At 52.6% G+C, this 25,856-nt stretch carries 19 protein-coding genes; 16 read left to right on the top strand and 3 right to left on the bottom strand.

Translation table 11 applies throughout. The features are described 5' to 3' along the window. Positions 1-305: 305 nt before the first annotated feature. Positions 306-1,448 (top strand): hypothetical protein, encoded by a 1,143-nt coding sequence (locus tag BAD_RS09215; protein WP_011743695.1) that lies wholly within the window; start codon positions 306-308, stop codon positions 1,446-1,448. 427 nt (positions 1,449-1,875) lie between these two features. Here the strand turns inward: BAD_RS09215 and BAD_RS07380 are convergent, their stop codons facing one another. Next, positions 1,876-2,628, bottom strand: coding sequence for an HNH endonuclease family protein (locus tag BAD_RS07380; protein ID WP_011743694.1), 753 nt, complete (start codon positions 2,626-2,628; stop codon positions 1,876-1,878). A gap of 16 nt (positions 2,629-2,644) precedes the next feature. Next, positions 2,645-3,499, bottom strand: a complete 855-nt coding sequence (locus tag BAD_RS07375; protein WP_011743693.1) for an aldo/keto reductase — start codon at positions 3,497-3,499, stop codon at positions 2,645-2,647. Between the two features lie 177 nt (positions 3,500-3,676). Between BAD_RS07375 and BAD_RS07370 the strand changes: the two genes are divergently transcribed. Beyond that, positions 3,677-4,948 carry an Nramp family divalent metal transporter gene (locus BAD_RS07370; RefSeq protein WP_050731468.1) on the top strand — a complete coding sequence of 424 codons (1,272 nt, stop codon included), beginning with the start codon at positions 3,677-3,679 and terminating at the stop codon, positions 4,946-4,948. A 114-nt stretch (positions 4,949-5,062) separates the two neighbouring features. Here BAD_RS07370 and BAD_RS07365 read toward each other — a convergent pair whose 3' ends face one another. Continuing rightward, on the bottom strand, positions 5,063-6,271 hold the full coding sequence (locus BAD_RS07365) for a GGDEF domain-containing protein (RefSeq protein WP_050731467.1): 1,209 nt from the start codon (positions 6,269-6,271) through the stop codon (positions 5,063-5,065). Positions 6,272-6,630: 359 nt separating this feature from the next. Here BAD_RS07365 and BAD_RS07360 point away from each other — a divergent pair, with 359 nt between their 5' ends. The 14 genes from BAD_RS07360 to BAD_RS07295 all read left to right on the top strand — a co-directional run bounded on the left by BAD_RS07360 (position 6,631) and on the right by BAD_RS07295 (position 25,403). Then, positions 6,631-8,259 (top strand): MDR family MFS transporter, encoded by a 1,629-nt coding sequence (locus BAD_RS07360; protein WP_011743690.1) that lies wholly within the window; start codon positions 6,631-6,633, stop codon positions 8,257-8,259. Positions 8,260-8,569: 310 nt separating this feature from the next. Continuing rightward, on the top strand, positions 8,570-9,805 hold the full coding sequence (locus BAD_RS07355; protein WP_041777548.1) for a Fic family protein: 1,236 nt from the start codon (positions 8,570-8,572) through the stop codon (positions 9,803-9,805). Positions 9,806-9,959: 154 nt separating this feature from the next. Then, positions 9,960-11,153, top strand: a complete 1,194-nt coding sequence (locus BAD_RS07350; RefSeq protein WP_011743688.1) for an endonuclease/exonuclease/phosphatase family protein — start codon at positions 9,960-9,962, stop codon at positions 11,151-11,153. Between the two features lie 137 nt (positions 11,154-11,290). Then, positions 11,291-13,264, top strand: a complete 1,974-nt coding sequence (locus BAD_RS07345) for a DUF4012 domain-containing protein (protein WP_011743687.1) — start codon at positions 11,291-11,293, stop codon at positions 13,262-13,264. Positions 13,265-13,377: 113 nt separating this feature from the next. Further along, the gene (locus BAD_RS07340; RefSeq protein ID WP_011743686.1) at positions 13,378-14,910 is read left to right on the top strand and encodes a sugar transferase; all 1,533 of its coding nucleotides are present in this window, start codon (positions 13,378-13,380) and stop codon (positions 14,908-14,910) included. Positions 14,911-15,005: 95 nt separating this feature from the next. Then, a complete protein-coding gene (locus BAD_RS07335; protein ID WP_011743685.1) occupies positions 15,006-16,151 on the top strand; it encodes a glycosyltransferase family 1 protein in 1,146 nt (381 codons plus the stop codon). A gap of 18 nt (positions 16,152-16,169) precedes the next feature. Then, positions 16,170-17,444, top strand: coding sequence for a glycosyltransferase family 4 protein (locus tag BAD_RS07330; protein WP_011743684.1), 1,275 nt, complete (start codon positions 16,170-16,172; stop codon positions 17,442-17,444). A gap of 4 nt (positions 17,445-17,448) precedes the next feature. After that, on the top strand, positions 17,449-18,864 hold the full coding sequence (locus BAD_RS07325; protein ID WP_011743683.1) for a lipopolysaccharide biosynthesis protein: 1,416 nt from the start codon (positions 17,449-17,451) through the stop codon (positions 18,862-18,864). Next, positions 18,861-19,901, top strand: coding sequence for a glycosyltransferase family 2 protein (locus BAD_RS07320; RefSeq protein ID WP_011743682.1), 1,041 nt, complete (start codon positions 18,861-18,863; stop codon positions 19,899-19,901). Before BAD_RS07325 ends, BAD_RS07320 begins: the two co-directional genes overlap by 4 nt. 160 nt (positions 19,902-20,061) lie before the next feature. Continuing rightward, complete coding sequence (locus BAD_RS07315; RefSeq protein WP_229057075.1) at positions 20,062-20,619, top strand: acyltransferase; 558 nt, start codon at positions 20,062-20,064, stop codon at positions 20,617-20,619. Between the two features lie 23 nt (positions 20,620-20,642). After that, entirely contained in the window at positions 20,643-21,752 is a 1,110-nt protein-coding gene (locus tag BAD_RS07310) for a polysaccharide pyruvyl transferase family protein (RefSeq protein ID WP_011743680.1), read from the top strand. Continuing rightward, entirely contained in the window at positions 21,749-22,720 is a 972-nt protein-coding gene (locus tag BAD_RS07305; protein ID WP_011743679.1) for a glycosyltransferase family 2 protein, read from the top strand. The genes BAD_RS07310 and BAD_RS07305 overlap by 4 nt, the downstream gene beginning before the upstream one ends. Before the next feature lie 469 nt (positions 22,721-23,189). Then, entirely contained in the window at positions 23,190-24,206 is a 1,017-nt protein-coding gene (locus BAD_RS07300; RefSeq protein WP_231837055.1) for an EpsG family protein, read from the top strand. 129 nt (positions 24,207-24,335) lie between these two features. Beyond that, on the top strand, positions 24,336-25,403 hold the full coding sequence (locus BAD_RS07295) for an acyltransferase family protein (protein ID WP_011743676.1): 1,068 nt from the start codon (positions 24,336-24,338) through the stop codon (positions 25,401-25,403). Positions 25,404-25,856 lie beyond the last annotated feature (453 nt).

The raw sequence follows: 25,856 nt of genomic DNA, 5'->3' as shown, positions 1-25,856 counted from the left end.
TTTGTGCTGGTTCGTGATGAATTGGTCCGAATTGCCTTGAAGGCTGGGCTGAGGCTGATCCATCCCCGATTCCCCAAGCGAAAAGAAATACCGGTTTGCCGCACTTCCGGAAGTGCCAGGCCGCGTCCCTTGTAAAGGCTGCGGTGGTAGCTGGAACCATCTCCATTGGTTATCCACAGGCTGTTGCGCTCCAAATCGTTGGAATTACGGCCATGCCATGCTGAACTGCCCCAAATCGCATGTTCTCCGACCACAACTTTGGAAAAACGCACATCAAACCGTTGCCATCGTTTATATTGCACGCCATGAATGCTGATGATGCATACAAGCCGATCCAGCGGGCGACCCTGTCCGAAGCCAGCTGGCGTATTCTCCGCATTGCCCAGTCCGTGGAGTTGCGGCATCCCGTAAGTCACGAGACCGCGCTCGCGATTTGGGGCGTCGAGCTGCCCGCAGATAGTGATTGCTCCGTTGTTTCGCTGCGTTCGTCGCAAGGCGGTTACGCTGGGACGGACGTGGACTATGGATGGAGTGGAGAAAGTCCGGCTTTCGGCCATTCCGAGCACTCTATCCGCTTAGGGCAGGATTTCCCGGATTCGGATTTTCAATATTTCCCGGATTCCCAGGCTGTTTCTCGGAATCAGATTCCAGGTCTTCGGCAGTCGGCTTCTCAGCCTTCCCAATTCCCGCAATCCCCGGCGAAACTTCATACGGTCGCCCAATCGCCGGCTCGTCGCGGCCGTGTGAAGAAAAGCACATCGGTGTCGGCCGATGTGACCGTGCATGTCTGGAAGGGCTTGTCCGCGCGACACGTGCGTGAGGTTGCTGGAGTTCCGGTGCTTATGCCCGTTCCGGCGTGGTCTTTGGCTGCCGGCCGGTGGGGTATCCAGGACATCGTCATGGTTGCGGAGTCGTTGATTCGCCATCGATTCGCCACTCGCAAGGGGCTGATTGAGTTTGTTAAAACTGAGAGCGTCCCATACCGGAGCAAGTGTCTGGATGCGTTGGCGCTCGTGCAGTCAGGCAGCGATTCCCCCAAGGAGACCGAAATGAGGCTGACTCTTGTGTGTTATGGCCTGCCGATTATGCAACCGAACTGTGTGGTCCCCGGCGTGAATTTTGCGAATGGCGCTGCGGTGACGTTGGATCTTGTCGATGCCGAGCATCGTTTTGGCCTGGACTATCAGGGTGACCATCATCGTACTGACCGTGCGCAATATCGGCGCGATCAGAACAAGCTGTCGCGTCTTGCGGCCGCTGGTTGGACTGTGTTTTCGGTCACGCAGCTGGATTTGTCCGACGAATTGCATCGCGCCGCGTTCGCCATGAACGTCGCCCATGCGTTGTCTTCGATCGTCGGTCGGCCGATTGGGGTGACCACGCCCTTGCCATGGCGCAAAGTGGTGCTGCGTTATCGGAAAGCCCGCAAGCTTAGGCTGCTTGACTGATGCGGTTTCGTTGGGTGCGCGCGTGAGGCCGCCCGCTTTCCGCATGATCGCGACTCCTCGGTGTTGTGCCTCTTTTGTGGCGATCGGCGCTGGAATCCTTGAAAGCCGCTGATAATCGTGTTCGTCGCGCGGCATTCCGATGCGTTTGGTTGCGCACAGGATATAGGAGGCTTGTTTTTTGTGTCACGATTCGAAAAAAAGACCAAAATTTTGGATCGTGACACATCACTTTCGGTTCGGGGGTATGTTTTTGAGGCATTTTCCTTGGGAATATGTCGTTTTATACCCCCGTATTGTTTTTTTGGAAGGAAAAATGTGTCACGATTCGAAAAAACAGCCGAAATTTCGAATCGTGACACATTTCGGGAGACTCCGCCACTCACCTACGCTTCACCGCGCACCTACGCTCCGCCACCTGCCACGCGCCTCACCGCTCCGGCACGCTTTGCGCCGGGCAGCCATGCAGCACGGACAGCATCGCCCGCTTTTCCTTGGTGGTGACGCTCAGCCCATACTTGGCTTTCACGCCGATCTGCCGGGCCACGTACTCGCACCGGTACGCGCCGTTCGTGGGTAGCCAGTACGCGGCCGACGCGGATCCCTTCTCCTGATTGGCGGGCCCGTCCACCGCGAGCAGGTTGTACATATCGTTGCCGAACCGGTACCGCTTGGCTTGGTCCCACGTGCTCGCGCCCGACCGCCAGGCATTCTCCAACGCCACCACATGGTCGATCTGCACCGCCGACGAGGTGCGCGCGCCGCGTACGAAGTGGATTGTTTTGCCGGTGTACGGGTCGGCCAGCGTGCCCGATTCCACTTTGCATCCATGCTGCCGGTAGCGCACGTCGGTGAGGTCGCGCGCCAGCACGTCTTCGCGCACGTCGCATCCGTTGCCGTCGTCATCGGTTTGGCGGAAGCCGAACAGGTCGCGATCGTAGCCGGCGTGCCGCTGATTATCGTCGACCGTCAGCTGCTGCAGCGTTTGCGCGGCGGTGCCTGACGCGGTGTATTCGCCTGTTATTTCGCCGACGGTCGGGTTTGCTTTCGGCATGAGCAGGCCGATGGTGATGCCCGCCACCACGGCGATCACCAGCAGGATCAGTATGCGTTCCACCGGCCCGTCGGCATTGAACAGCCGTCGGCGAAAATGCGTGCCGTCACGCGATCCGCGCCTTGTCATCGCACCCTAAGCAGTCTTACGCGTACGTGAACGTCATCGGATCGTGCCCGGCGCGCGTCGGCCCATCCAACGCGTCGATGGCCGCATGCTCGTCCGGGTCAAGCACGAAACCGAACAGGTCGAGATTCTGCCGCTGCCGGTCCGCATGCACCGACTTGGGAATGATGATCGTGCCGTTTTCGATATGCCATCGCAGGATCACCTGCGCTTCGGTGACGCCATGCGCCCGCGCGATGCGTTCGATCACACCATCGCCGGCATTGAGATCCGCGCCACGCGCCATCGGCGAATACGCCTCGACCGCGATATTGTGCGCCTTGCAATACGCCACCACCTCGCGCTGCTGCCACGTGGGATGCAGCTCGATCTGGTTGACGGCCGGATATTCGCCCGTTTCCTTATGCAGCCGCTCAAGATGCTCCGGCAGGAAATTGCACACGCCAAGCGTACGCACGCGACCCTCCGCGCGGAACTCGTCGAACGCCTTCCACGTTTCGCCGGAACGCCAATTGAACGGGGTGGGCCAATGCAGCATATACATGTCCACATAATCGAGCTGCAGCAGGTCAAGCTGACGGTCGAACGCCTTGCGTGCGGAATCGTACCCCTGTTCCGAATCGCGCAGCTTCGTCGTCACCCACAGGTTCTTGCGATTCTCACCCTGCGTGAAGCCCGCGTTCTGCAGCGCACGTCCGACGCCAGCCTCGTTATTGTACCCCGCAGCGCCATCGATATGGCGATAACCGGCTTCCAGCGCGCTCTCGACCACGGGGGTAACGCCCTCGTCGTCGATGCGCAGCACGCCCAAGCCGATCTGCGGAATCAGATTGCCGTCGGAAAGCGTGATCATCGGAGTGTGGAAAACAGTCATGGAACAACCCCTTGAGTCGAAATGCGATGTTCTCTGCACCAGTTTAGCGGCTTCCGTGATCGCGGCCTGTCCGCCCCACAATCGGCGCATGTTCGGCAGCTGTTCAGCTTTCCGTAACAGACGTAACAATTCTGCGCGGAAAACGCACTATAACGTTGCGTGGATATGAAGAACGATATGGATTCGAAGAATATGACGATCACTGCGCAGCATGACCGATCCGCCCGGCCGTACCACCACGGCCCCGCGCTCGCCGGCATCCTCGGCCCCGCGTTCGTGGCGGCGGTCGCATACGTGGATCCGGGCAATGTGGCGGCGAACATCACGTCGGGCGCGCGCTACGGCTACCTGCTGGTGTGGGTGCTGGTACTGGCCAACTGCATGAGCGTGCTTATCCAATACCAGTCCGCGAAACTCGGCATCGTCACCGGCAAAAGCCTGCCGGAAATCCTGGGCGAACGGCTTGGCGACGCGGGCCGTTTCATGTTCTTCATGCAGGCTGAGGTAATCGCCATCGCCACCGATCTGGCGGAAGTGATCGGCGGTGCGATCTCACTGAAACTGCTGTTCGGTCTGCCGCTGTTCGTCGGCGGTTGCATCATCGGCGCAGTGTCGACGGTGCTGCTGATTTTCGAAAAAGGCGCCACGCATCGCATTTTCGAAAAACTGATCATCGGCCTGCTGCTGGTGATCACGTTCGGTTTCATCGCCGGTCTGTTCATCGCCCCGCCAAATCCGAAAGAAGTCGTCGCCGGCTTGATTCCACGCTTCAAAGGCACCGACACCGTGCTCATGGCCACGTCCATGCTGGGTGCCACGGTCATGCCGCACGCCATCTACCTGCATTCCACGCTCGTCAACGACCATTACGCCCCCGGCGAAGCGAAGCCGAGCATCAAAAAGCTACTTCACGGCAGCAAAATCGACGTTGCCTGGGCGCTGATACTGGCCGGTTCGGTCAACCTCGCGCTGCTCATCCTCGCCGCGAACTCGCTGTACGGCATGACCGGCACCGACACCATCGAAGGCGCGCAACGGGCCATCCAGCATGTGCTCGGCTCGGTGATCGGCACGATTTTCTCGATTGGTCTGCTTGCGTCGAGCCTGAGCTCCACGTCGGTCGGCACTTACGCCGGCAGCGAAATCATGCACGGCCTGCTACGCATCAAAGCGCCGATGTGGGCGTGCCGTGTGGTGACGCTGGTACCCGCGTTGGTGGTGCTGTGGTTCGCCAACAATCCGACGGAAGCGTTGATCGTCGGCCAGGTCGTGTTGTCGGTCGGCATTCCATTTGCGATTATTCCGCTGATGCGTTACACGCACGACCGCACGCTGATGGGGGAGTACGTGGACGGCCCGGCCAAGCACGTCGTCAATATCGCGGTCGCGGCGCTGATCGTCGCTCTGAACGTGGTGCTGATTGTGCTGACAATGCTCGGCAAAGCCTGATTTTCCGTGATTTTTACGTCGATCTCCGGCGGATTTGCGGTGCTTTTTTCGTAGTTTCTCAGCTGATTTTCTAGGGTTTTTCCCGCAGATTTCCCGCGGATTTTTCCACGAAACCTACGCTGCCTGCACTTTCCCGCTGTCATAATCGACCACGGTGTACATGCCTTTCCCCTCACGCTTGGACTGGTACAACGCATGGTCGGCGAATCCCAAGCAGAGGCTCAGATCGACGTTCTTGCCGGACAGCACGCGGCATGCGCCGATACTGCAATGCACGTCCTGCCCGTATTGCGCGGACGCCTGCGCCAACTGGCGGCGGAACAGGTCCAGCGTGCTTTCGATCACGCGCTCGTTCGCGGTGTTCTTTATCAGCGCCACATACTCATCGCCGCCGAAACGGACGATGATGTCATCATGCCGGTACAGCCGCTTCAACGTCTGCGCCACTTCACGAATCCAGAAATCGCCCACTTTATGGCCGTACGTATCGTTGATCTGCTTGAAATCGTCGATGTCAACGAAAATCAGAACAGCCTGGTCGTCTTCCTGCATGTGCGCGAAATAATTCTCAATCTGTTCGCGGCCGGCGCTTTTGCTCCACAAATCGGTCAGACCGTCATGCTGCGCTTCGTAGCTGACCTTCTGATAGGCATCGTCCTGCGAGCGGATCTTCTTGTTCATTTCGATGGTGTCGACCACGAACGTGAGCTGGATGGAAATCGTGACAGCGATGGTCTGCAACGCCAGTCCGTAATGGAGAATCTGAACGATGGTTGCCACAATCGGCAGCACGAAGAACGACAGCGACGTGACGAACAGCGGTCGGCTGAGGTTTTTGCGGTTTTCGATGATCAGCATCACAATCAGCGCGAGCTCTACCAGACCCAGTATCTGCGGGATAGCGAACAGTGGTCCGCGCCGGTAGTAGTTCTGGCTGTCGATGTAGTAGACCATATGGTTGAACTGCGTGGCAATCGTCAGTACGATGCCGAGCGCGGACGCTGCGTAGATGACGTCAAGCTTCTTCGAACGCGGCTTTTTCGGTTTGGATTGGGCGTTGGCCGAACGTTGGTTCTTACGGTTACGCTTGGTTCCGCCGCTCGTTCTGGCCACCCACTCGTGCAGGCTGACGTCTTCAAGCATGTCGTCGCCGCTGACGGTTTGCCAGATATAGTTGGCGAACAGCGCGATGAAGGTGAAATCGATCAGGTATTCACCAAGATTGCCGATGCGCGTCATATAGAAGTCAAGCTTGTCGCAGCCGCCGTTGTGATACCAGGCGGACACGTCGGCCAGCAGCATCAGCGCACATAGAAGCTGCATGGAAACTTTCGTATAGGTACGCCGCGTCCTACGTATCGCGCCCACGTAGACGCCACCTGCGCAAACGATGCAGATGAGAACGCCCCATAGCTCCATCGCTATGTTGAATAACGTGACTATGGTCATACTTCCTAACCCCCTGCGCGGCGTATTCCTTTCCTGTATCGTGCCGTTACTGCCAACGCATATGTATACCACCCCAAGATGAACAAATACGAAGTTTTGCCAATTTTTCTCGATTGAATTGGAATTGAACGCGTTCGAATAGTTTCACCTCACGTTCGACCACCCGCAGTACTAGACTTTTTGAGTCAGTTTTTGCAGGAGTTGCGCAATACGCTGCGAATATACGCGGATGAATGATGGAGAGCAGTCGGTTGCCGTCGAAACCGGAGAAGAGGTCGGAAGTGAAGCCGGAAAAGAAAATAAACGCGAAACAGGGCCGCACCCACGGCCTGTCCCAGCCACTTACCGGCGAGGAATCGTATAAAAACGACCATCTGACGCATGCTGCGTTCGTATCGATCGCCATTCTCACCTTTATCACGTTCGTCGGCAACTTCACGCAGCTGCAGTTGAGCGCCGCACTGCCCACCATCGTGTCCGATTTCGGCATTTCCGTGACGACCGGCCAATGGCTGACGTCGATTTTCCAGCTCGTCATGGGCGTTATGGTGCCGCTCACCGCCTACCTGACCCGCCGATTCTCCACCCGCCAGATCGTGATTGCATCGATGGCGGTGTTCACGCTCGGCTCGGTGTTCGCCTGGCTCGGCTCATCGTTCGTACTGGTTTTGATCGGCCGTCTGCTGGAAGCCGTCGGCACCGGCGTGATGTGGCCGGTCCTGCAAATCACGGTATTCTCCATTTATCCTCTGTCCCGCCGTGGTATGGCGATGGGCACCGTCGGCATGGCCATGAGCGTCGCGCCCGCGATTGGCCCCACCTTGGGTGGTGTGCAAACCGATTTGAACGGTTGGCGATCGATCTTCCTCACGCTGACGGTTATCGGCGTGATTTCACTGTTTTTGGCGATTTTCGGCTTGCGTAATTTCGGCACGCGCGACGCGTCCGCCAAAGCCGACTTCTTCTCCGTCGGCCTGTCGGTGTTCGGCTTCGGCGGCCTTATGTTCGGCTTCACGAACATCGAATCGTATCCGTTCACGCATCCGATGGTGTGGCTCGCCATACTCATCGGCCTGGTCGGCATCGTCTGGTTCGTGCTGCGGCAGATCCACGGCGCTCGCAGGCAGGCGGCCGACCCGTCCAAGCAACCTCCGCTGCTCAACCTGAGCGTGCTGAAAAACAAGAGCTTCACCGTCGGCACCGTCACCGCCGCGCTGTCGTTCTTCGCCTTCAGCTCGATCATGGTGATCATGCCGCTCTACATTCAGGATTGCCGAGGCTATTCCGCCACGATCAGCGGTCTGGTGATGCTGCCCGGCGCGTTCGGCCAGTGCATCGCGCAGTTCTTCGGCGGCAAGGCACTCGACCGTCTCGGCGCGCGTCCGGTGGCGCTGATCGGCTCGATCACCCTGCTGTTCGGCACCATCATGATGAGTCTGATTTCCATGACCTCATGGATCTGGTGGGTGTCCATCTGGCAGTTCGTGCGCCAGATCGGTATGGGATTCGTGCTTATGCCGATCACCACATGGTCGCTGAACTGCCTGGAGCCCGAGGAGGTGAGCGCCGGCTCGGCCGTCACGAACACGGTCCGTCAGATCGCCGGTGCCATCGGCGCACCCGTGCTGGTGATTCTGATGGAAACGTTCACCGCCCTGCGTTGGGCCGCAATCGGTGGCGCGAAGAGCATGTACGCGGCCGCGAACGTGTTCGGCATCCAGTGGGCGCTGCGCGTGAGCGCCACCATCTGCTTCATCATGGTGGTCATGGTCTTCTTCGGCGTCCGCGGCAACGGCGCCGGCTCCACCCGCGACACCGTCCAGCGCGCCCTTGGCCGCATGCACGCCCACACCGCGGCCTGAGTCTGTCCGATTGATGCGGCTTGGCTGCTGTGGTCGACGTCGGCTGCCGCAGCCGGCGTCGCGACTGACGTCGTAACCTGACATCAATCGCTATCCCATGCCTGCGCTATGCCCACGCTTACGCCATTCCGCAGCCATAGTCGCACCAATCACCTATTCCTATACCTACATTTTTGACATTTTGTAGGTATAGATATACTATGTGGTCATTTCTATACCTACGTTTTTAGCTTTTCGCAGGTATGTCAACGCCGGATAAAACGGTTCATACTTACGTTTTTGCGAGAATGACGATTCAGGGATGGTGATTATGGAATACAAGAGCATACGGCAGACGTTGGCGATGTCATCATCCACGCTCAAACCACAGGATGCGGCCGAAAAGGAGTATGAGAACAGGCTGAACGGCTATTCGACATATCGGTCGGGAATCGTATTCGATGGTCATGAGATGTTCGCCGTGGCGTTCAGGGAACTGCTTAACGCCATGGATTCCGTGCGAGGTATGGAAGTGCGGGTTGAAGCGCTGTGGAACACGTTGCCTCCGATCGCTCGCAGAGCGTATCTGATGGAACTCATCGGTGCGGAAATGCAGAACACGAACACGATAGAAAATGTGCATACCACGCGCGAGGAGATTGCAGACGCGTTGGATTCCGCAGTGGCCGATGGTCCGCATAAGCGGTTGAGCGAACTCGCCAAACTGTTCCTCGGCCTTTCCGGCGAGGGGGCAGCACGCCTTGATTTGCCTCAGACGCTGAACGATATACGCAGTATCTACGATCAGGTGATGGACGGCGAATTGAAGGATGATCAAAAACCTGATGGCATGCTGTTCAGAGCCAGAACGGTTTCGGTCTATGACGGTGCTGACAGGGTGATTCATAAGGGCGCATGGCCGGAATCAGAGATCCAGGTGCAGCTGACAAAATGGCTGGCATTGCTTTCCAACGAGACCATTCCGCCGTTGCTGCGGGCCACGATGTGCCATTACGCGTTCGAATGCATTCACCCGTTCTACGATGGCAACGGCAGAACGGGACGGTTCCTGCTCGCCCTGCAATTAAGCAAAAGCCTGTCCGTACCGACGGCGGTCAGCCTGAGCTCGGCCATCGCTGAAGCGAAAGGGCAGTATTACAAGGCTTTTGATGAAGTGCAGCATCCATTGAATTGTTCCGATGTTTCTTTGTTCTGCTATCGGATGATCCATTTCGTCGCCACAGCCCAGGAAAACATCATTTCCGTGTTGAGCGAGAAGAAGGCCATGCTCGATGCCGCGAAAGACAATCTCGAACGGTACGCCGATGCGCATGACGTTCCCGAACTGCAGAGGGACATGCTGTTCTTCCTGCTTCAGGAGGAGCTGTTCGACGATACTTCGAATTCCATATCACGGCGATTGATGCGCGAATGGCTTGGTGTGGGGGAGCGGAAGGTGAGCACCGCTCTCGATGCGTTGATGGACTTGGGTTTGCTGGAAGCGCATGGAAAACGGCCGATTCGATATTCGTTGAGTGATGCTGCACGTGGCGAGTTCTTGCGATGATTCAGTTTCGACGTTCGTGCGGTGGCGTACAGACGGTGGGAAAGACGGTGCGAAGAACGGTGAGCACGTAAAGGCACTGTGAACCTCGCGGACCGTTTACAATGAATCCATATCGCGTTGCGTATGGTGAACGGGAACGTAATGAAAGGCAAGCATGCGGCAAACCGGCGAAGGTGAAGGCACCAGCGAACAAGGTGAAGGCACCAGCGAACGCGGCAGCGGCAACGAAAACGAAGCCGAACACGAGATCGAGGATCTGGGCGCGCGGCTCGACGCTGCCGGCGCCAGTCGCAGCGGCCGCGACCACGCCCAACGCGGCATGTCCCGGCGCAGCGCCATCCTGCGCATCCTGACCATCGCACTCTGGCTGGCCACCGCCGTCATCCTGCTGGCCATGTTGCTCCGCATGCTCCCCAACAGCCTCGACGGCAAACGCTACGTGCCGATCATCGTCGCACTGATGCCATGGCTGGGTTTCCTGTCCGCGGTTATCGCGATCGTCGCGCTCGCCGTCCGACAGATCGGAGGACGTGCAGCGCTCGCCATCATCGGCGTGGTGTGCGTGGTCGTGCAGGTCGGCTGGCATTGGGGGTATATCGAACCGCAACAGACGATTTCCGAGAACGCCAGCCAAGCCGTCGCGCAGACGGAAACCGATGGTCTGCCCGACACGTCCGACAAATACGCACGCATCATGACCCTTAACACCAAACAGGGTGCGGCCGACGCCGGCAAAATCGTCGAAACCGTGAAGGCTGAGCATGTCGAAGTACTCGCCCTGCAGGAAGTGTCATGGAGTCTGCTCGACCGGCTCGCCAACGCCGGAATCGCCAACTATCTGCCGTATTCCGTGACCGCGCAGCAAACGTGGCACGACAATGGTGGTGTGAACGTGCTGTACAGCGCGGCGCCGATGGAAGACGTCAAGCAGAACCTGATTCCCGTGGAGTCGAGCAGTGTTCCGGCGGCGACCATCGATTTCGCCGGCACGAAAGTACGGTTCGGCTCGGTCCACCCCTTCTCGCCACGTCCCAGCAACCAAGGCCTGTGGAATCGTAGCCTCGATTCACTCGCCCAGTTGCAGCATTACGACAGCCTGTACGTGCTGATGGGCGATTTCAATTCCACATGGGATCATGCCAGCTTCCGGTATCTTCTTGGCAGCCGCTTCCTGGACTCCGGCGAACAGGCCGGCGAGGGTTTGCACATGACGTACCCGGCCATGCTGCCGGTGGCCGAGATTGACCATATCGTGCATGACAAGGGCGTGGTCGTGGGCGACCTCGAAACGAAGCACATCCCCGGTTCCGACCACCGCGCGCTCCTCGCCACCCTCGAAGTCGCCTAATCCGCTTCTTGTTGACGGCCTTCGCCGAGTGTCCTCGTCGAATTCTTGGGGGAGTACGAGTTCATCGGCTCCAGCAATTACACTGGAAACCCGGAGCGATACGTGAAACAACGTTGTGATGGGGAGAGTAACGAAATATGTCCGAACACGATGGCGATGAAACATGGCAGGAGCCAGCGAACCAGGCCGAACACCAGATTGGAAAGGCTCAAAACCAGGCGGAATACCAGCCCGAGCATCAAACCGAAGCGCACGCCGATGCCAATGCCTACGCCAACGCCGACATCAATGAAGATGCCCCAGACAGCGCCGACTCCGAACCGCACTCCCGCCGCGTCCGTCGCCGCATGAGCGCCGAACACATCCGTCGCATCAAACGCAAACGCCGCAACCGCCGCATCCTGATCGCCGTGGTCGCCGTGCTGCTGGCGCTCGCCGCCTTTGCCGTCGCGTTCGTATGGTCGGTCATGAGCGCCAGGAGCGAACTGCAGCAGGCCGTGGCAAGCGCGAAGGGTCTGCAGAGCACCATCACCCAGGCCGACAGCCGACAGCTTGACACGAAGGTTAACGAATTCTCCGGCCATGTGGACAAGGCGTACAAGCAGACGTCGTCCTTCCTATGGACGGTCGCATCGCATGTTCCGTATGTGGGGGATGATGTTTCCGCGGTCCGTACCACGGTCGCCTCGTTGGAGGATATTTCCTCGCAGGCGTTGCCGCAATTGGCGAAGGTCTCCAAGAACGTCAATCTGAGCAATATCCACGTGGAGAATGGCACGGTCTCCCTTCCTGGTTTGGAGGATTCCCAGGAGCCGCTGAGCGTTGCCGACAAGGTGATCGACAACAGCACCCGTGAGATCAAGGCGGCGAAACGGCCACACATTCACAAGGTCGCCGATGCGCTCGACTCGGCCCAGACCTACTGTGTAAAGCTCAACAGCACCGTGCATACGCTGAACACCGTAGCCCAGCTGCTGCCCGGCATGCTCGGCACGGACAGCCATGCCAATGACGCTCCGCGCAACTATCTGATTCTGGCGCAGACCAATGCGGAGGCCCGTCCGTCCGGCGGCCTGACCGGGTCGCTTGGCGTGGTCACCGTGCAGGGCGGCCATTTGAGCATGCAACCGTTTGTCTCGGACGCGGATATTTCTAAGGCTGACGAGCCGGTGGTGAAACTCACTGCCGAGGAGAAAATGTTGTTCACCGACAAGCTGGGTACGGATATTCGCGATGTGAACTTCACTCCCGATTTCCCGCGTACCGGCGAGATCGTGCGTGCCATGTGGGCCAAGCAGTATGGCGTACAGGTGGATGGCGTGCTTGCCATCGACCCGCTGTTCCTGCAGAACATGCTTGCCGTCACCGGCGGCGTGACCATGCCCGACGGCTCCGTATTGGACGGTACGAATACCGCGCAGACGTTGTTGAACACCGTGTACGCGAAGATGACTCCGGCGGAGACGGACAAGTATTTCGCTGATGCCGCGCAGGCCGCGTTCGACCATATCACGCAGAATTCCGGCGATCCGAAAGCCTATATCAATGCGTTGTCTCAATCCGTGAAGCAGGGGCATCTGCTGTTGTGGAGCGCGCACGAGGACGAGCAGGATCTGATCGCCGAATCCGACATTTCCGGCCGCTTGATTACCGAAGGCGCCAAGCCGCAGGTGGGCGTGTACATCTCCGACGAGACGCAGTCGAAGATGGATTGGTATCTGCATCGCGAGGTGACCACCGAATTCCAGAAGGTGGCGGCGAACGGTGCCAACCAGTACACGGTGCATATCAAGATGAAGAATCTGATGACCGCCAAGGAACTGGCCACGGCTCCGAATTATGTGACCGGTGGCACGGATGGAACCGAGCCTGGAGATATCCGGACGGCCTTGTTCCTGTACGCGCCGGCGAATGGCCGCTTGGTGGATTGGAAGTTCCAGAACCAGAACGATTACCAGGGCGTGACCGTGCATGACGGTTTGACGCTCACCGTTGGCAAGGTCACGTTGAAGCCGGGGGAGGAGTATGAGATCACCTTGCACGTGCAGTCCGCTCCGAACACGAAGAATGCCCTCACCGTCCGCCAGACTCCGCTTATCGAAGGCAGGTGAGCGTGTCGGCCAAGCGGAGAGTGTCTTTTATACGGAAGTGCGAGTAATCTAATTTATTGCCCCCAACAAATCAGGGGGGGGGTAATGGCTTTTAGTCTTGGAGAGAAAGAAGAATGGCTTACAGTGGCAATAGTGGGGAGAAACTGAGCGAGACCTCACGCAGGCATGTGCTCAGCGTTGCCTACTGGCGTTTCTTCGTCAACGCCCTGTTGGTGTTGTGCGATATGGCTGCCTTCATCATCGCTTCGGCGATCGTATACGTGGTGCGGAATACCGGTGATTTATATTCCACGCGTTTCCACTTCCATATTGCTTTGTGGGCGTATATGCTTGTTGGGTCGCTGATTTGGATATATTGCCTGCACAGCGTAGGCGTGTACCACCGTCATGTGATGGGTGATGGTTACCAGCTCAATGCGTTCCTGATCAAGGGCGCGCTGTTCGCGGGTTTGATGGTTTGCGCGTTGAATTCCATTCTCAACGTGTATGTGCCTCTGGTGACCACTGGATTGGCGCTGCTGTGCGCGTTGCTGGTCACCATTGTCGAACGTTTCATCATTCGTCAGTGCGTGCTGTTCAGCCGTGAGAAGGGCGCGTATTCGTATGGCACCGTGGTGGTCGGCTCGCTGGAGGGCATTGAGCATGCCTTGCAGTTTTTGAGCCGGAAGAGCCAGCTGAACTACCATGCCATTGCGGTGTGCCCGATTGGGCTGGATGCGCAGACCGGCTATGTAAAGGCCGTTGATGTTACCGCTGAATTTAAGCAGCGGATCCGTGAGATTTGTGGTAGGGATATCGCCACGTTGCCATATTGCAAGAATTTTGCCGAACGCGCCGCGTCCATGGGCGTGCAGACGGTGATGGTTACTGATGTGATGCACCGGTTCTCGGACAATTTCAACACGTTTGTGCTGGACGTGGAGGCCATGAACTTGGAAGTGGCGTTGATTACCTCCGCGGTGGATGTGAGCGGCCATGAGACCAACATCCGTGTGATTCAGGGTTCCACGGTGATGACCATCAGCCTGCCGCAGTATTCGCCGTGGGCCATGTTCAAGAAGCGTGTGTTCGATATTGTGGTGTCGCTGATGGCATTGGTTGGCACCGCGATTATTACCATCCCGGTGGCCATTGCCATCAAGGTGACCGATAGAGGGCCTATTTTCTACACTCAGACCCGTGTGGGTCGCCGTGGCAAGCCGTTCAAGATGATTAAGTTCCGTTCCATGGTGGTGAACGCCGACAAGATGAAGTCGGAACTGGCGGAGCAGACCGGGCAAAAGGGACGGTTCATCTTCAAGATGAAGAACGATCCCAGAGTCACTACAGTGGGCCGGTTCATCCGCAAGTTCTCCATCGACGAGTTCCCGCAGTTCCTGAACGTGTTGAGGGGCGATATGAGCGTGGTGGGCCCGCGCCCGCCGCTGCCTGAGGAAGTGGCCCAGTACAACCAGACGTATGCCACTCGCATGCTGGTGAAGCCTGGTATCACCGGTCCGTGGCAGGTATCCGGCAGATCCAACCTGAGTGAGGAGGAATCCGAGGCTCTGGACGTTACCTACGTGCAGAATTGGTCCATGTTAGGTGACGTCGTGCTGCTGTTCCGTACTGTCGGCGCCGTCGTAACCCACAAGGGTGCATACTGATAGAAGACAAGGTATAACAGTAAGATTTCGTTAAACAATGGCAGTTTTTTCTGGTGTTGGGGAGCTCCAGAAGTACAAGGGAAGCAATACGAAATATGAGCGATGTCGATACTCATCCCATAGATAGGGGAGCCGGCGGGCACAATCCGCAAAAACCGATTCGGGTGGCCCAAATTGTTGGCAAAATGGTTGGCGGTGGTGTTGAGGCAGTAGTGATGAATTACTATCGCCACATCGACCGCAGTAAAGTGCAGTTCGATTTCCTTGTTGACGAGGATTCCACGCGTGTTCCTGAAGAGGAAATCACCTCCTTGGGCGGTCGTGTATTCCGTATACCGCCGTACCAGCATCCGATCCGCTACCGTCGTGAGCTGATTCGCTTGATGCGTGAGCAGCAGTGGCCGATTGTGCACAGCAATATCAATACGTTGAGCGTGTTCCCGCTATCGGCGGCGAAGAAGGTTGGAGTGCCTGTTCGTATCGCGCATTCTCATTCGACCATGGGCAAAGGCGAGTTTGCAAAGAACGTGATGAAACTTGTGCTGCGTCCGTTCGCCAATGTGTATCCAACGGTTCGTTTTGCATGCAGTCGTTATGCAGGAAAATGGTTATTTGGCAAAAATGCGGATTTTACCGTGATTCCCAATGCTATCGAATTGGATAAATTCCGTTTTAATACTGAAATGCGTAAACAAACACGTAAAGAGCTCGGCATTTCGGATGATACGTTCCTGATCGGTCATGTTGGACGTTTCATGCCACAGAAGAATCAGACGTTTCTGGTTGATGTGCTTGCGGGGCTGCTTCCTAAACGCCCTGACGCCATGCTCGCCTTCGTCGGTGATGGTCCTGACAGGACTGCGGTTCAACAACATGTTGAAGAACTCGGTATGGCTGATCATGTGCTATTCCTCGGTCAACGCTCGGATGTCAATCGTCTATACCAGGCGTTCGATGCGTTCTGTCTTCCCAGTCTTTATGAAGGATTGGGCATAGTTGCTGTTGAAGCTCAGGTCGCGGATTTGCCATGCTTACTGTCCGATGTTGTTCCTTCGGAAGCGGATGTAACCGCTAGCTCTTATTTTCTGCAGATTACTGATGTAAAGCCTTGGATTGAAACGCTGTCAAACTTGCATTCCTCGAAGCGTTCAGATCAAATTAGCGGTGACATCGAAGAATACGATATCCAACGATGTGCAAACAGCTTGGTAAAAAAATATGAATCATTTATCTGCAAATAAGAGGAATGGGAAGTGAAGATGAATCCACGTGTTGCTGTTATTACTTCCGGTTACTTGCCGGTTCCTAACGTGCTTGGTGGCGCGGTCGAAGCGTTGGACATGATGATGGTCCGAGAGAATGAGAAGACCGCGAATTTCGAGTTCACAGTTTTCTCTTCCTGGGCGCCTGGCGTTGACAAAATCGTTCGTGATGGTGCTTTTCAGCACACTGATTTTCGCTTTATCAAGACGCCGATGCTGGTAAAGGCTGCCGATCGGTGTATTTACTGGGCCGCAAAATACATTCTTCGCAAGAAGAAACTCATGAGCTACCGGTATATTGCGCAACGTTTGTGGTACATCCGCAAGGTGGCCAAAGCGCTGAGCAAAGACGATACGAGTGGCAAGGCTCCATTCGATAAGGTCATGATCGAAAATCACGCCACTTTGTTCATGACCATGCAAAAGTATGGTAACGCTGAACGCTACGCGGACAAGGTATACTACCATCTGCACAATGAAGTGACCAATGATTTCGGTTGCAAGCACGAGATTGCTCAGGTTAAGAAGGTACTTGGCGTTTCCAATTACATTGTGGACACACTTGATAAGTTTCTTCGCAAGCATGGTGAGGGTGGGCTTAGGTCTGAGCAGAAGGCCGTATGGCGCAACGGCGTGGATACGAGTAGGTTCGGCTCGGAAGAAGCCGACAAGAAGGCGCAGATTTTCCGTAAGAAATATGGCATTGATAAAAATGATGTTGTATTCCTGTTCTCAGGCCGCCTTACCCCAGAAAAAGGAGCGGAGGAACTACTTCGAGCTTTCAGTGAAGTTGCGGAGGAAATTTCCAACGCGAAGCTTGTAGTTGCAGGCGCGTTCTTCTTTAATTCGAATATTGTGAGTCCGTTTGAACAGAAGCTGCGGGATTTGGCATCAAATCCAGGTGTGAAAGATCGTATTATTTTCACTGGTTTTGTGGACTATGACGACATGCCTGCCATCTACGCTATGTCTGACGTATGCGTTCTGCCGTCAATTTGGGATGATCCTGCACCTTTGGCGGTAATCGAGAGCCTAGTTTCCGGCAAGCCGTTGATTACCACGCGCTCCGGAGGCATTCCAGAATATGCGGATAATCAGTCCGCCATCATCCTTGAGCGGGATGATCGGCTCGTTGATCAATTGGCTGAGGCCATGATTGAGCTTGCCCAAGATTCAGGCAAACGAGCGGCTATGGGAGCTCATGCGGTAACATTGCGCTCGGAGCTCAACAAAGAAATGTACATGTCGCAGTTGTCTGGGCTTATGAGGTGATTGCGTGAATAAGTATAAGAATTTGCTGATTAATGTCGGCATCTTCGGACTCAGCGCAGTAGCCACTAAACTGATGGCATTCATACTGATGCCGTTGTATACCCTGTACCTATCTACAGAGGAATACGGCATCATGGACATGGCTACCATCATGGTGACCACATTATTCCCTGTACTAACTTTGCTCATCAGCGAGGGCATGCTCCGTTTTACGCTTGATGATAAGTCAAAAGCCGCGTTTTATATTACCGAAACCATGCTGGTTATGTTGGCAAGCTGTGTGCTTTTGGCAATTATTCTGCCAGTATTTGATTTGCCTATTTTTGGTGGGCTAGGTAGATATAAAATTTGGTTCTTGTTGTCCTATGCGGCGTTGTGTTTTCCCTCTGTGATGGGTACTGTCGCTAGGGCTATGGATCAGACGAAGCTCATTGCTTACGCTTCTATGTTGTCTGCGCTTATTATGGGCGTGCTCGCATATGTGCTGATTGCCGGAATGCATCTCGGTCTTATGGGGTATTTCTACTCTTATATCGTAGGCAATGGTTCAGCGATTCTGGTATATCTTTTTGCCGGTAAGCAATATCAGTTTATCGATTTTACAGTATGGCGTAACAACGCGTCTCTTCGTAAGCAACTTTGGCGCTACTCACTGCCATTGGCTCCGAATTCATTGTGCAACCAGATTCAGACGACAGTTAGTCGTTTCATTATTACAGGTGTACTGGGTATTTCCGCTTCTGGTTTGTATGCTGCAGCTTCAAAGATTCCTAATTTGCTTAATGTGCTTCAACAGATTGTTCAACAGGCTTGGCAGCTTTCTGCGTTCCAAGAGTTTAAGAGCTCTGGGCTCAAGCATTTCTATGATGTAATCTGGCGTGTGTATCATGCCTTGATGTCGATAGGAAGCGCGTTAGTGATTGCGTTATCTCCGTTCATCGCCAAGGTACTGATGCAGCGTCAGTTTTACTCGGTATGGCCGCTAATTTCCATCCTTGTATTAGCTTTCTATCTAGGTGCCATCAACAATTTTCTTGGCACAATTTATCAGGCCTATATGTGTACAAAGCCATTGCTTATAGCAACGATTGTAGGAACTGTATCATGCCTTGCGTTTACTGCTATGTTCGTGCATAGTTGGGGTATTTTAGCTGCAGCGCTTGGTGTACTTGTGGGCAGTTTGACGATATTCGTAATTCGTGTAATTGATATCCGTCGTTTAATGCGTGTCGACATGAGGCCGTTTCCCACTGCCATTACCATGGGGCTGCTCGCTGCTCAATCTGTAGTGACTCTGAGCCAATGTGGCCATTACTTGTTTTTGTCATTGATTTGCCTATTATCCATTGCAGGTGCTCAATGTTATGAGCTCAAGCCTTTGATTAATTTGATGTTTGGAAGGAGAAAATATACAGCATGAGCGACAATCCATCTAGCTTCCATGAGGGGGCCACGCCAGAAGACTTCCCCTTGATTTCGGTAATTGTCCCTGTATATAAAGTCGAGCGTTATCTCGATCGTTGTGTGCAGTCAATCGTTGACCAAACGTACCGGAATTTGGAAATCATCTTGGTTGACGACGGCTCTCCGGACTCCTGCCCAGACATGTGTGATGCTTGGATAGCTAAAGATTATAGAATCCGTGTTATTCATCAAGAGAATCAGGGATCGGGAGCTGCTCGAAACAATGGAATTGAAAGTAGCACGGGAGAGCTCATAGGCTTTGTGGATTCCGATGACTGGCTGGAACCAACCATGTATGAGGCTCTTTTTAATTCTCTTAAAAACAATGATGCCGATATTTCTATGACCGCCAGCATTATGGAATATCCTGATGGACGACAAATCTGTCACTACCAGCCTAATGTCCATTTAGTGATGACCACTTCAGAATCATTCAAGTATGTTAACCTACCGGGCTACTCGACGATTTCTCCTTGGAGCAAGCTTATCAAACGCTCTGTGTTGGGGGATATACGTTTCCCGGAAGGGTGCGTTAATGGTGAGGATACGAGATTTACTTATGAAGTACTTGCGGCAAGTAAACGAACTACTTTTGATTCGGTGCCTCTGTACCATTATCGGACAACTGAGGGAAGCCTTTCTCATACATACACAAACTATAATTGGGCAGGTTACGAAGCTACTAAGCAGATGGTAGAACTGGTACGTCGGAGGTTCCCCGAGCAGCTTCCTTTTGCCTTGTACGGGTTGATGCGGAGCATGATAAGCCTTTATGATCAGGCTCTTGTCACTAGGAGTTCCAAAGAACAACAATGGCGACGTTTCGCAAAAGATACGCAGGCCTTTGTTAGGCGCAACATAGGGCTTGTTGCCGAGTCGGTGGATCTTCCTCGTGGACGCAGCATGCAGCTTAAGCTCATGGCGGTATCTCCAGTCCTCTACAGTGTGTCTTTCCTGATTTATAAACGTATCCATCCGGAACGGAGCAAGTAAGAAGATGGGCCTTAAACAACTTGTCTTGCAACTGGTATACGGGCACAAGTCCTCGTCGGAGCAATATGTATCGTGGCTTCGTAGCCAAGGGATGCATATAGGGCAGCATGTGCATCTGTATACGCCATGGTCTATCAAGATTGATACTCAGAGACCTTGGATGATTGAGATTGGCGATAACGTACATATCACTGCAGACTGTTCTATTTTGCAGCATGACTATAGCTGGGCAGTGATGCAGCGTCTTACCGGAGAAGTGTTGGGCTCATGTGGAATGGTGCGTATTGGTAATAATGTTTTCATTGGACAGAAGTCATTGATTCTCAAGGGGGCCGAAATCGGAGACAACACCATCATCGGAGCTGGTAGTGTGGTAACCGGTCATTTGGAGGGGAACGCTGTATATGCAGGCGTACCGGCGAAAAAGATTTCTTCTCTAGACGTATATGTAGACAAGCGGCGTAACCTTCAATTGGAGGAAGCGACACTATTAGTGCGTAAATATGAGGAAGTGTACGATAAGCGTCCGCCTAAGGAGCTGCTCAGGGAATTCTTCTGGCTATTCGAATCTCGTGATGCTCAGCTGAATGAAACATTCCAGGATGTATTTCGCCTCGATGACAATACGGAGCGATCGCAGCGGGCATTTATTCGCAGTGAGCCTATGTTCGAAGGCTATGAGGCTTTTCTTGAATACGTTGAATCGGACCCACAATGAGCAGTATCGGAAAGGAACTTCCTATGACTACCTCTTACACCATCACCTGCAGCCGGCCGACGAATTACGGTGCTGTTTTGCAAACCTATGGTTTGAACACCGCACTACGCAAGATGGGTGTGGACGCAAAGGTGCTGGATTACAATCCCAAGTACTACTACACATCCACACAACCATTGCCTATTCGTATGGTCCGTGCCGTCGTGCGTTTCCCCGACTTGACCAAGGGGCGCAAAGTATTCGGTAAGTTCCTGGAAGATTATGTGCCCATGAGCGCCAAGACATATCGCACTCTTGCTGAAATCGAGGCTGATGTGCCTCAAGCCGATGTTTATATTTGCGGCAGTGATCAGATTTGGAACTGTAAGAATAAGCTTAACGGTAAAGACGATGCGTTTTTCCTGTCGTTTGCGCCTGCGAAAGCTCGGAAAGTGGCATATGCTGCCAGCATTGCCATGCCGGAAATTCCGAATAACCAAAAGACCCGCTATCATAGGTTGATTTCCGATTTCGATGCTGTGTCGGTACGTGAGCCATCGTCGGTACCGATGCTTGAGGATCTTGGCATTGACAATGTGCAATCCGTTATTGACCCGGTGTTCCTGCTTGAACGAAACGATTGGGATGTCATTGCCGATGCCAGTGATTTCGTCCCCACTGAAGACTATGTGCTGGTATACGGCTATAACCGCCAGAAGGACGTATATGCCTATGCGCGGCGACTTGCCAAGAAGCTAGGCGTGAAAGTCTATACCATCGGTACTGCCATCGAAGATTACACGTTGGATCAGGATCGATACTTCTGGAACGCTTCACCTAACACCTTCGTGAATCTGGTTCGTAACGCCAAGGCTGTGGTAACGAATTCCTTCCATGGCACCGTGTTCTCCATCGTGTACAACAAGCCATTCCATTTCTTTACCGTCAAGCAGACTACAAACTCACGCATGCTTGACTTGCTGGATTCCCTGACATTGAAGGACAGGCATGTCGTCGGTGAAGAATTGTTGAGCAATGACATCGACTATGACAGACCTAACCAGTTGCTTGCAGAAGCGAAGAAACGTTCGCTTGGTTTCCTTCAAACAAATGTTGCTAGCTATGTCTCAGAGAATAAACCGATGAAGGGATGAATGCTGTGACTGAACCGTTGGTTTCTATTATCGTTCCGATATACAACGTGGAGAAGTATCTTGATCAGTGCGTTGCCTCACTGATACAACAGACGCATCACAACATTGAGATACTCCTTATCGATGACGGTTCTCCTGACAATGCTCCAGCGATTTGTGATGCATGGCAGCATAAGGACGAACGTGTTCATGTGTTGCATAAGACTAATTCTGGCGTCTCGGCGAGCAGAAATGCTGGTCTTCATGCGGCTAAAGGGGAATATGTCTGTTTTGTAGATGGCGATGATTGGATCGAACCTGACTTCGTCGAATATATGCTGGAGCTTCAAGCTAAGAGGAACGCTGATATCGTTGCATCGCTGTGTTGCTTCACCAGCACAGACTTCCACCAGAGAACGCAGGATGAAGTGTCTACTATCAATCCTCAGGAGGCAATGGAGCTATTTTTCTATCCCACAATCGAGCTTGGAGCGTGGAATAAACTGTATAGGCGGAGCTTCCTTACTGCCAACAATCTTGAGTTTATTACCGACTTTTGCGCAGGGGAGGGGTTACAATTTATCACCCTAGCGGCAAGCAAAGCCAACTGTGTGACTGTCGGACAGAAAAAGGTTTATCACTATCGCACGGATAACGCGACCAGTGCCACAACCAAGCCTGACGTTGAACGACAGGGTATTGGAGCCATTACCACAATGCAATATATTTGTGAACACCTTGATCTTTCTAATCCAAAAGTTCGCAAGGCTTATAACTGGCGTTTGTGGAGTACCTACGGTTATTGCCTGCGCCAAATTATCGCTACTCATCAGGAACATGTGTATCGTGACCTATTGCGCACGTGCATTCATCATAGGAGGAGTCTCGCCCTACCTATGATTGCCGCTGATATCTCCATGAAAAGAAAGATTATTGCGGTTCTTACATTTATCAGCCCAACTGTTGTTGCGAAACTCTCTCTTCGGTAAGAACTTAGTTTTCAACGAAAAGTTCTGGTAAGTCAGCAGGCTTTGCTCCCCGCTGAGGTCAGTGAAATCGCTAGGAGTGTATTTATGGATGTGTTATATGTCACTACAGCATTACCTAAGTGGGACATAGATTGTTGGTTTACTCTTAACCTTGAACCTACTGCTTGCGTGTATGTGATTCTTCGTCATCCGAATCACACCTTGCTGATGATGCAGCGATTCCGAGAATTGGTTGCAGTTTACGGAGCTCTGTTCGCATCTGGTCTGTCAGCTTTGTCTCAGGGGCGGATGTCTTCAGACACGCATGGAAATGGTTTATGAAGCGTTAGTCTTATTTGATCAACTGGATATACGTATTTGTTCTATGAAATAATTTTTCTCGAACAAATACCTTTTGTGAATATAGTGTATCAAAATAAGGAAAAGAATGTTTGTTTATATAACATCTGTTTTCTGCTGCATACTTTTGATGTGTGTGGCAGATAAATTGAATAAAAGGGCAAAGGTTTTACCTTTTGCTATTGTTTTTTTGATTTTATTCACAATATCTGGATTCCGCTATGGAGTTGGAACAGATTATTTTTTTACATATGTTCCAACTTATAAACAGATATATAATGGCACCCCCCCGCCAATGGAGCCAATATTTAAATGGCTTAACGGGCTGTGTATTGATTTTGCAGGTAGCTGGTATCAGTCTATCTTTATTGTTACAAGCTTTATATTCATAGGTTTAATATATATTGTTATATATAATATGCCATGTTCAAAAGTTCTATTGACTGTTTCTTTTTTGTGTGGTGGGTATTTCTTACTCTCATTGAATGTAGTTCGCCAGACAATAGCTACTGCATTATTCTGTTGCGCGTTATTGTTTGTGAAAAGAAATATGGATGGCAAAAATCAGTTACAGAGTCTTTTTGTGGCTTTTTCCTTAGTTGCGATAGCGGTAGGTTTTCATTATTCTGCTCTAATTTATTTTGCTGTCATTCCTCTCCTTTATCTAAAGCTTGACAAAAAAATATATTTGTCCCTTTTTGCTTTTTTGGCTGTTCTTGTACCTACCTTTGTTGCAGTTATTGGTATCTTGCTCAAAGGGACAAAGTATGGGAACTACATATCCGGCTACTATCCGGATCCTAGCAAAGTATTTTCGTTATCATCTTTATTGTTTGTAGGTTTCTTCTTTGTCTATTTGTTTACGAAATCTAAAGAGGGCGATCATTGGTTTACGGTTTTTAGAAATTTGCATTTCGTAGGATCCATAGCTATTATGATTGGTCTGTCTATACCACTAGGTCAGAGAGTTTCTGCATTATTCTATTTGCTTAATTTTCTTAGCATACCGTATTATCTTGAATACTATATTGCAGGAAAAAAGAAAACCTTTGTAAAAATATTATATTTTTCTTTATGTCTTTTTATATTCCTACACACGTTATCAGTTAATGGAAATGGCATTCTGCCATATAATTCCGCTATATAATATTAGCTAACGTAGACGTTAATTGCAGTGCTTTTAAATTAAGAAACAGGGAACTGAGCTGCAATAGAAGATTTTGTCGCAATGTTTTTTCTAAATAAAGCTTGAATGATACTATAGGAGTGAGTATTCATGTCGTATGAACCAGATCGAAGCAAATCGCGTATTATATGGGTTGATATTGCTCGCGCAGTAGCCATGGTGCTTGTTTTTACCGGGCATCTCGGTGCGAGCTGGTTTCCGCAGTTGGAACCATTGCTGACTGCCATATATACCTTCCACATGCCCTTGTTCTTCTTACTGAGCGGATTGTTCTTCAAACCGACTGTCAATCTGTTGAATTTGATCATTAAGCGAGCAAAGACCTTGCTTATCCCTTACTATTTATTCTCAGTGTTCGCATTTATACCTCCCATAGTGAAATTACTCCGACCGTCATTGTATGAATCTGCTGGAAAAACTGCTGATTCCAATCCTCTGAGCGCGATTATCGCCATTGTATTTGCACAGGGCAATGCTGGATTATGGTTCTTGTGGTCATTGTTCGTAGCCATACCTTGTCTATGGCTTACAGTGCGAGTCGTGCGATTCAACAAATTGGTGTTGGCTGCAGTCCTTTTGGTGTATCTCATCATCGATTTCTTCCTCAAGGGTACTTCTGTGGCAGCAATGCTTCCTTTCCAGCTTGGGAAAATCTTTGAGGCCACTGCGTATGTAGGATTTGGATATCTCATTGCTCAGGCATGTGACATTCGAAAATGGGATCGGCTGAACTTCAGCCACAAACTTGGCGCATTTTTGGTTTTCACTGTAGCGTTTCTGATTTTGGAACATTTCTCTGCAGCACAGCCTGTGGCTACAGGTGCGATGCTTGCCACACTTGCACTGTTTACCACGTTCTTTGGCATGGCGATGGCTATCGCTTTCAGCCTGTTGTTGCCAGAAGCGCGTTGCTTCGCCACAATCGGTCGGGACAGTTTGGTTTTTTACGCCTTGAATGATTTTGCTCTTAAGATGGTCAAGTTTGTTTTGTTCTCCGCTGTTGGTATTCCTGTGGCTTCTTTGCCGTTGGGAGGACAGCTTCTCGTTGGATTCTTAACACTTATCGCTGCGATTGCTGTCTGCTATGTTCTTGACATCTTTATTCAGCGTCATATGCGGTGGGCTATTGGCGATTTCGGTTCAGTCCGTCATTCCTAATTGAATTCGGAGAGCGTTTTGCTGCTTCGAATTTATCGAATTGATAATCCAGGGTTGACTATTAGTTATGTCGTTACAGTCAGATAACTGTAACGACATAACTAATAGTCTCCTTTGTACTCCGATTATATGGGATCATTCTGAGAAGAATTGGAATGGCATATCATTAAGGGTAGGGGGCTGCGGACGCTTTCTTGGAGACTGAACGAAAGGATTATGGTATGTTCAGTCCCGCGGAACGGCGGCGTGCGGTGGAGCTGTATTCCGCTACGCCGATGACCACGGCCTAGGTGGTGAGGCATCTGGGTTATCCGACCAGGCAGTGCCTGGAACGCTGGCTGGTGGCGGATCCCCGGTATGCTGGCCATATGGCGAAACCAATCATCCCGCTGGAAACGAGTGATATGACCTGATTTTTGTTCTGCATTTCCTCTCTAACTCGATGGGAGATGA

The sequence above is a fragment of the Bifidobacterium adolescentis ATCC 15703 genome, from assembly GCF_000010425.1.
GTDB classification, from domain to species: domain Bacteria; phylum Actinomycetota; class Actinomycetes; order Actinomycetales; family Bifidobacteriaceae; genus Bifidobacterium; species Bifidobacterium adolescentis.
Note: the sequence above shows the minus strand (reverse complement) of the source record. Positions and strands in the feature narration are given on the sequence as shown.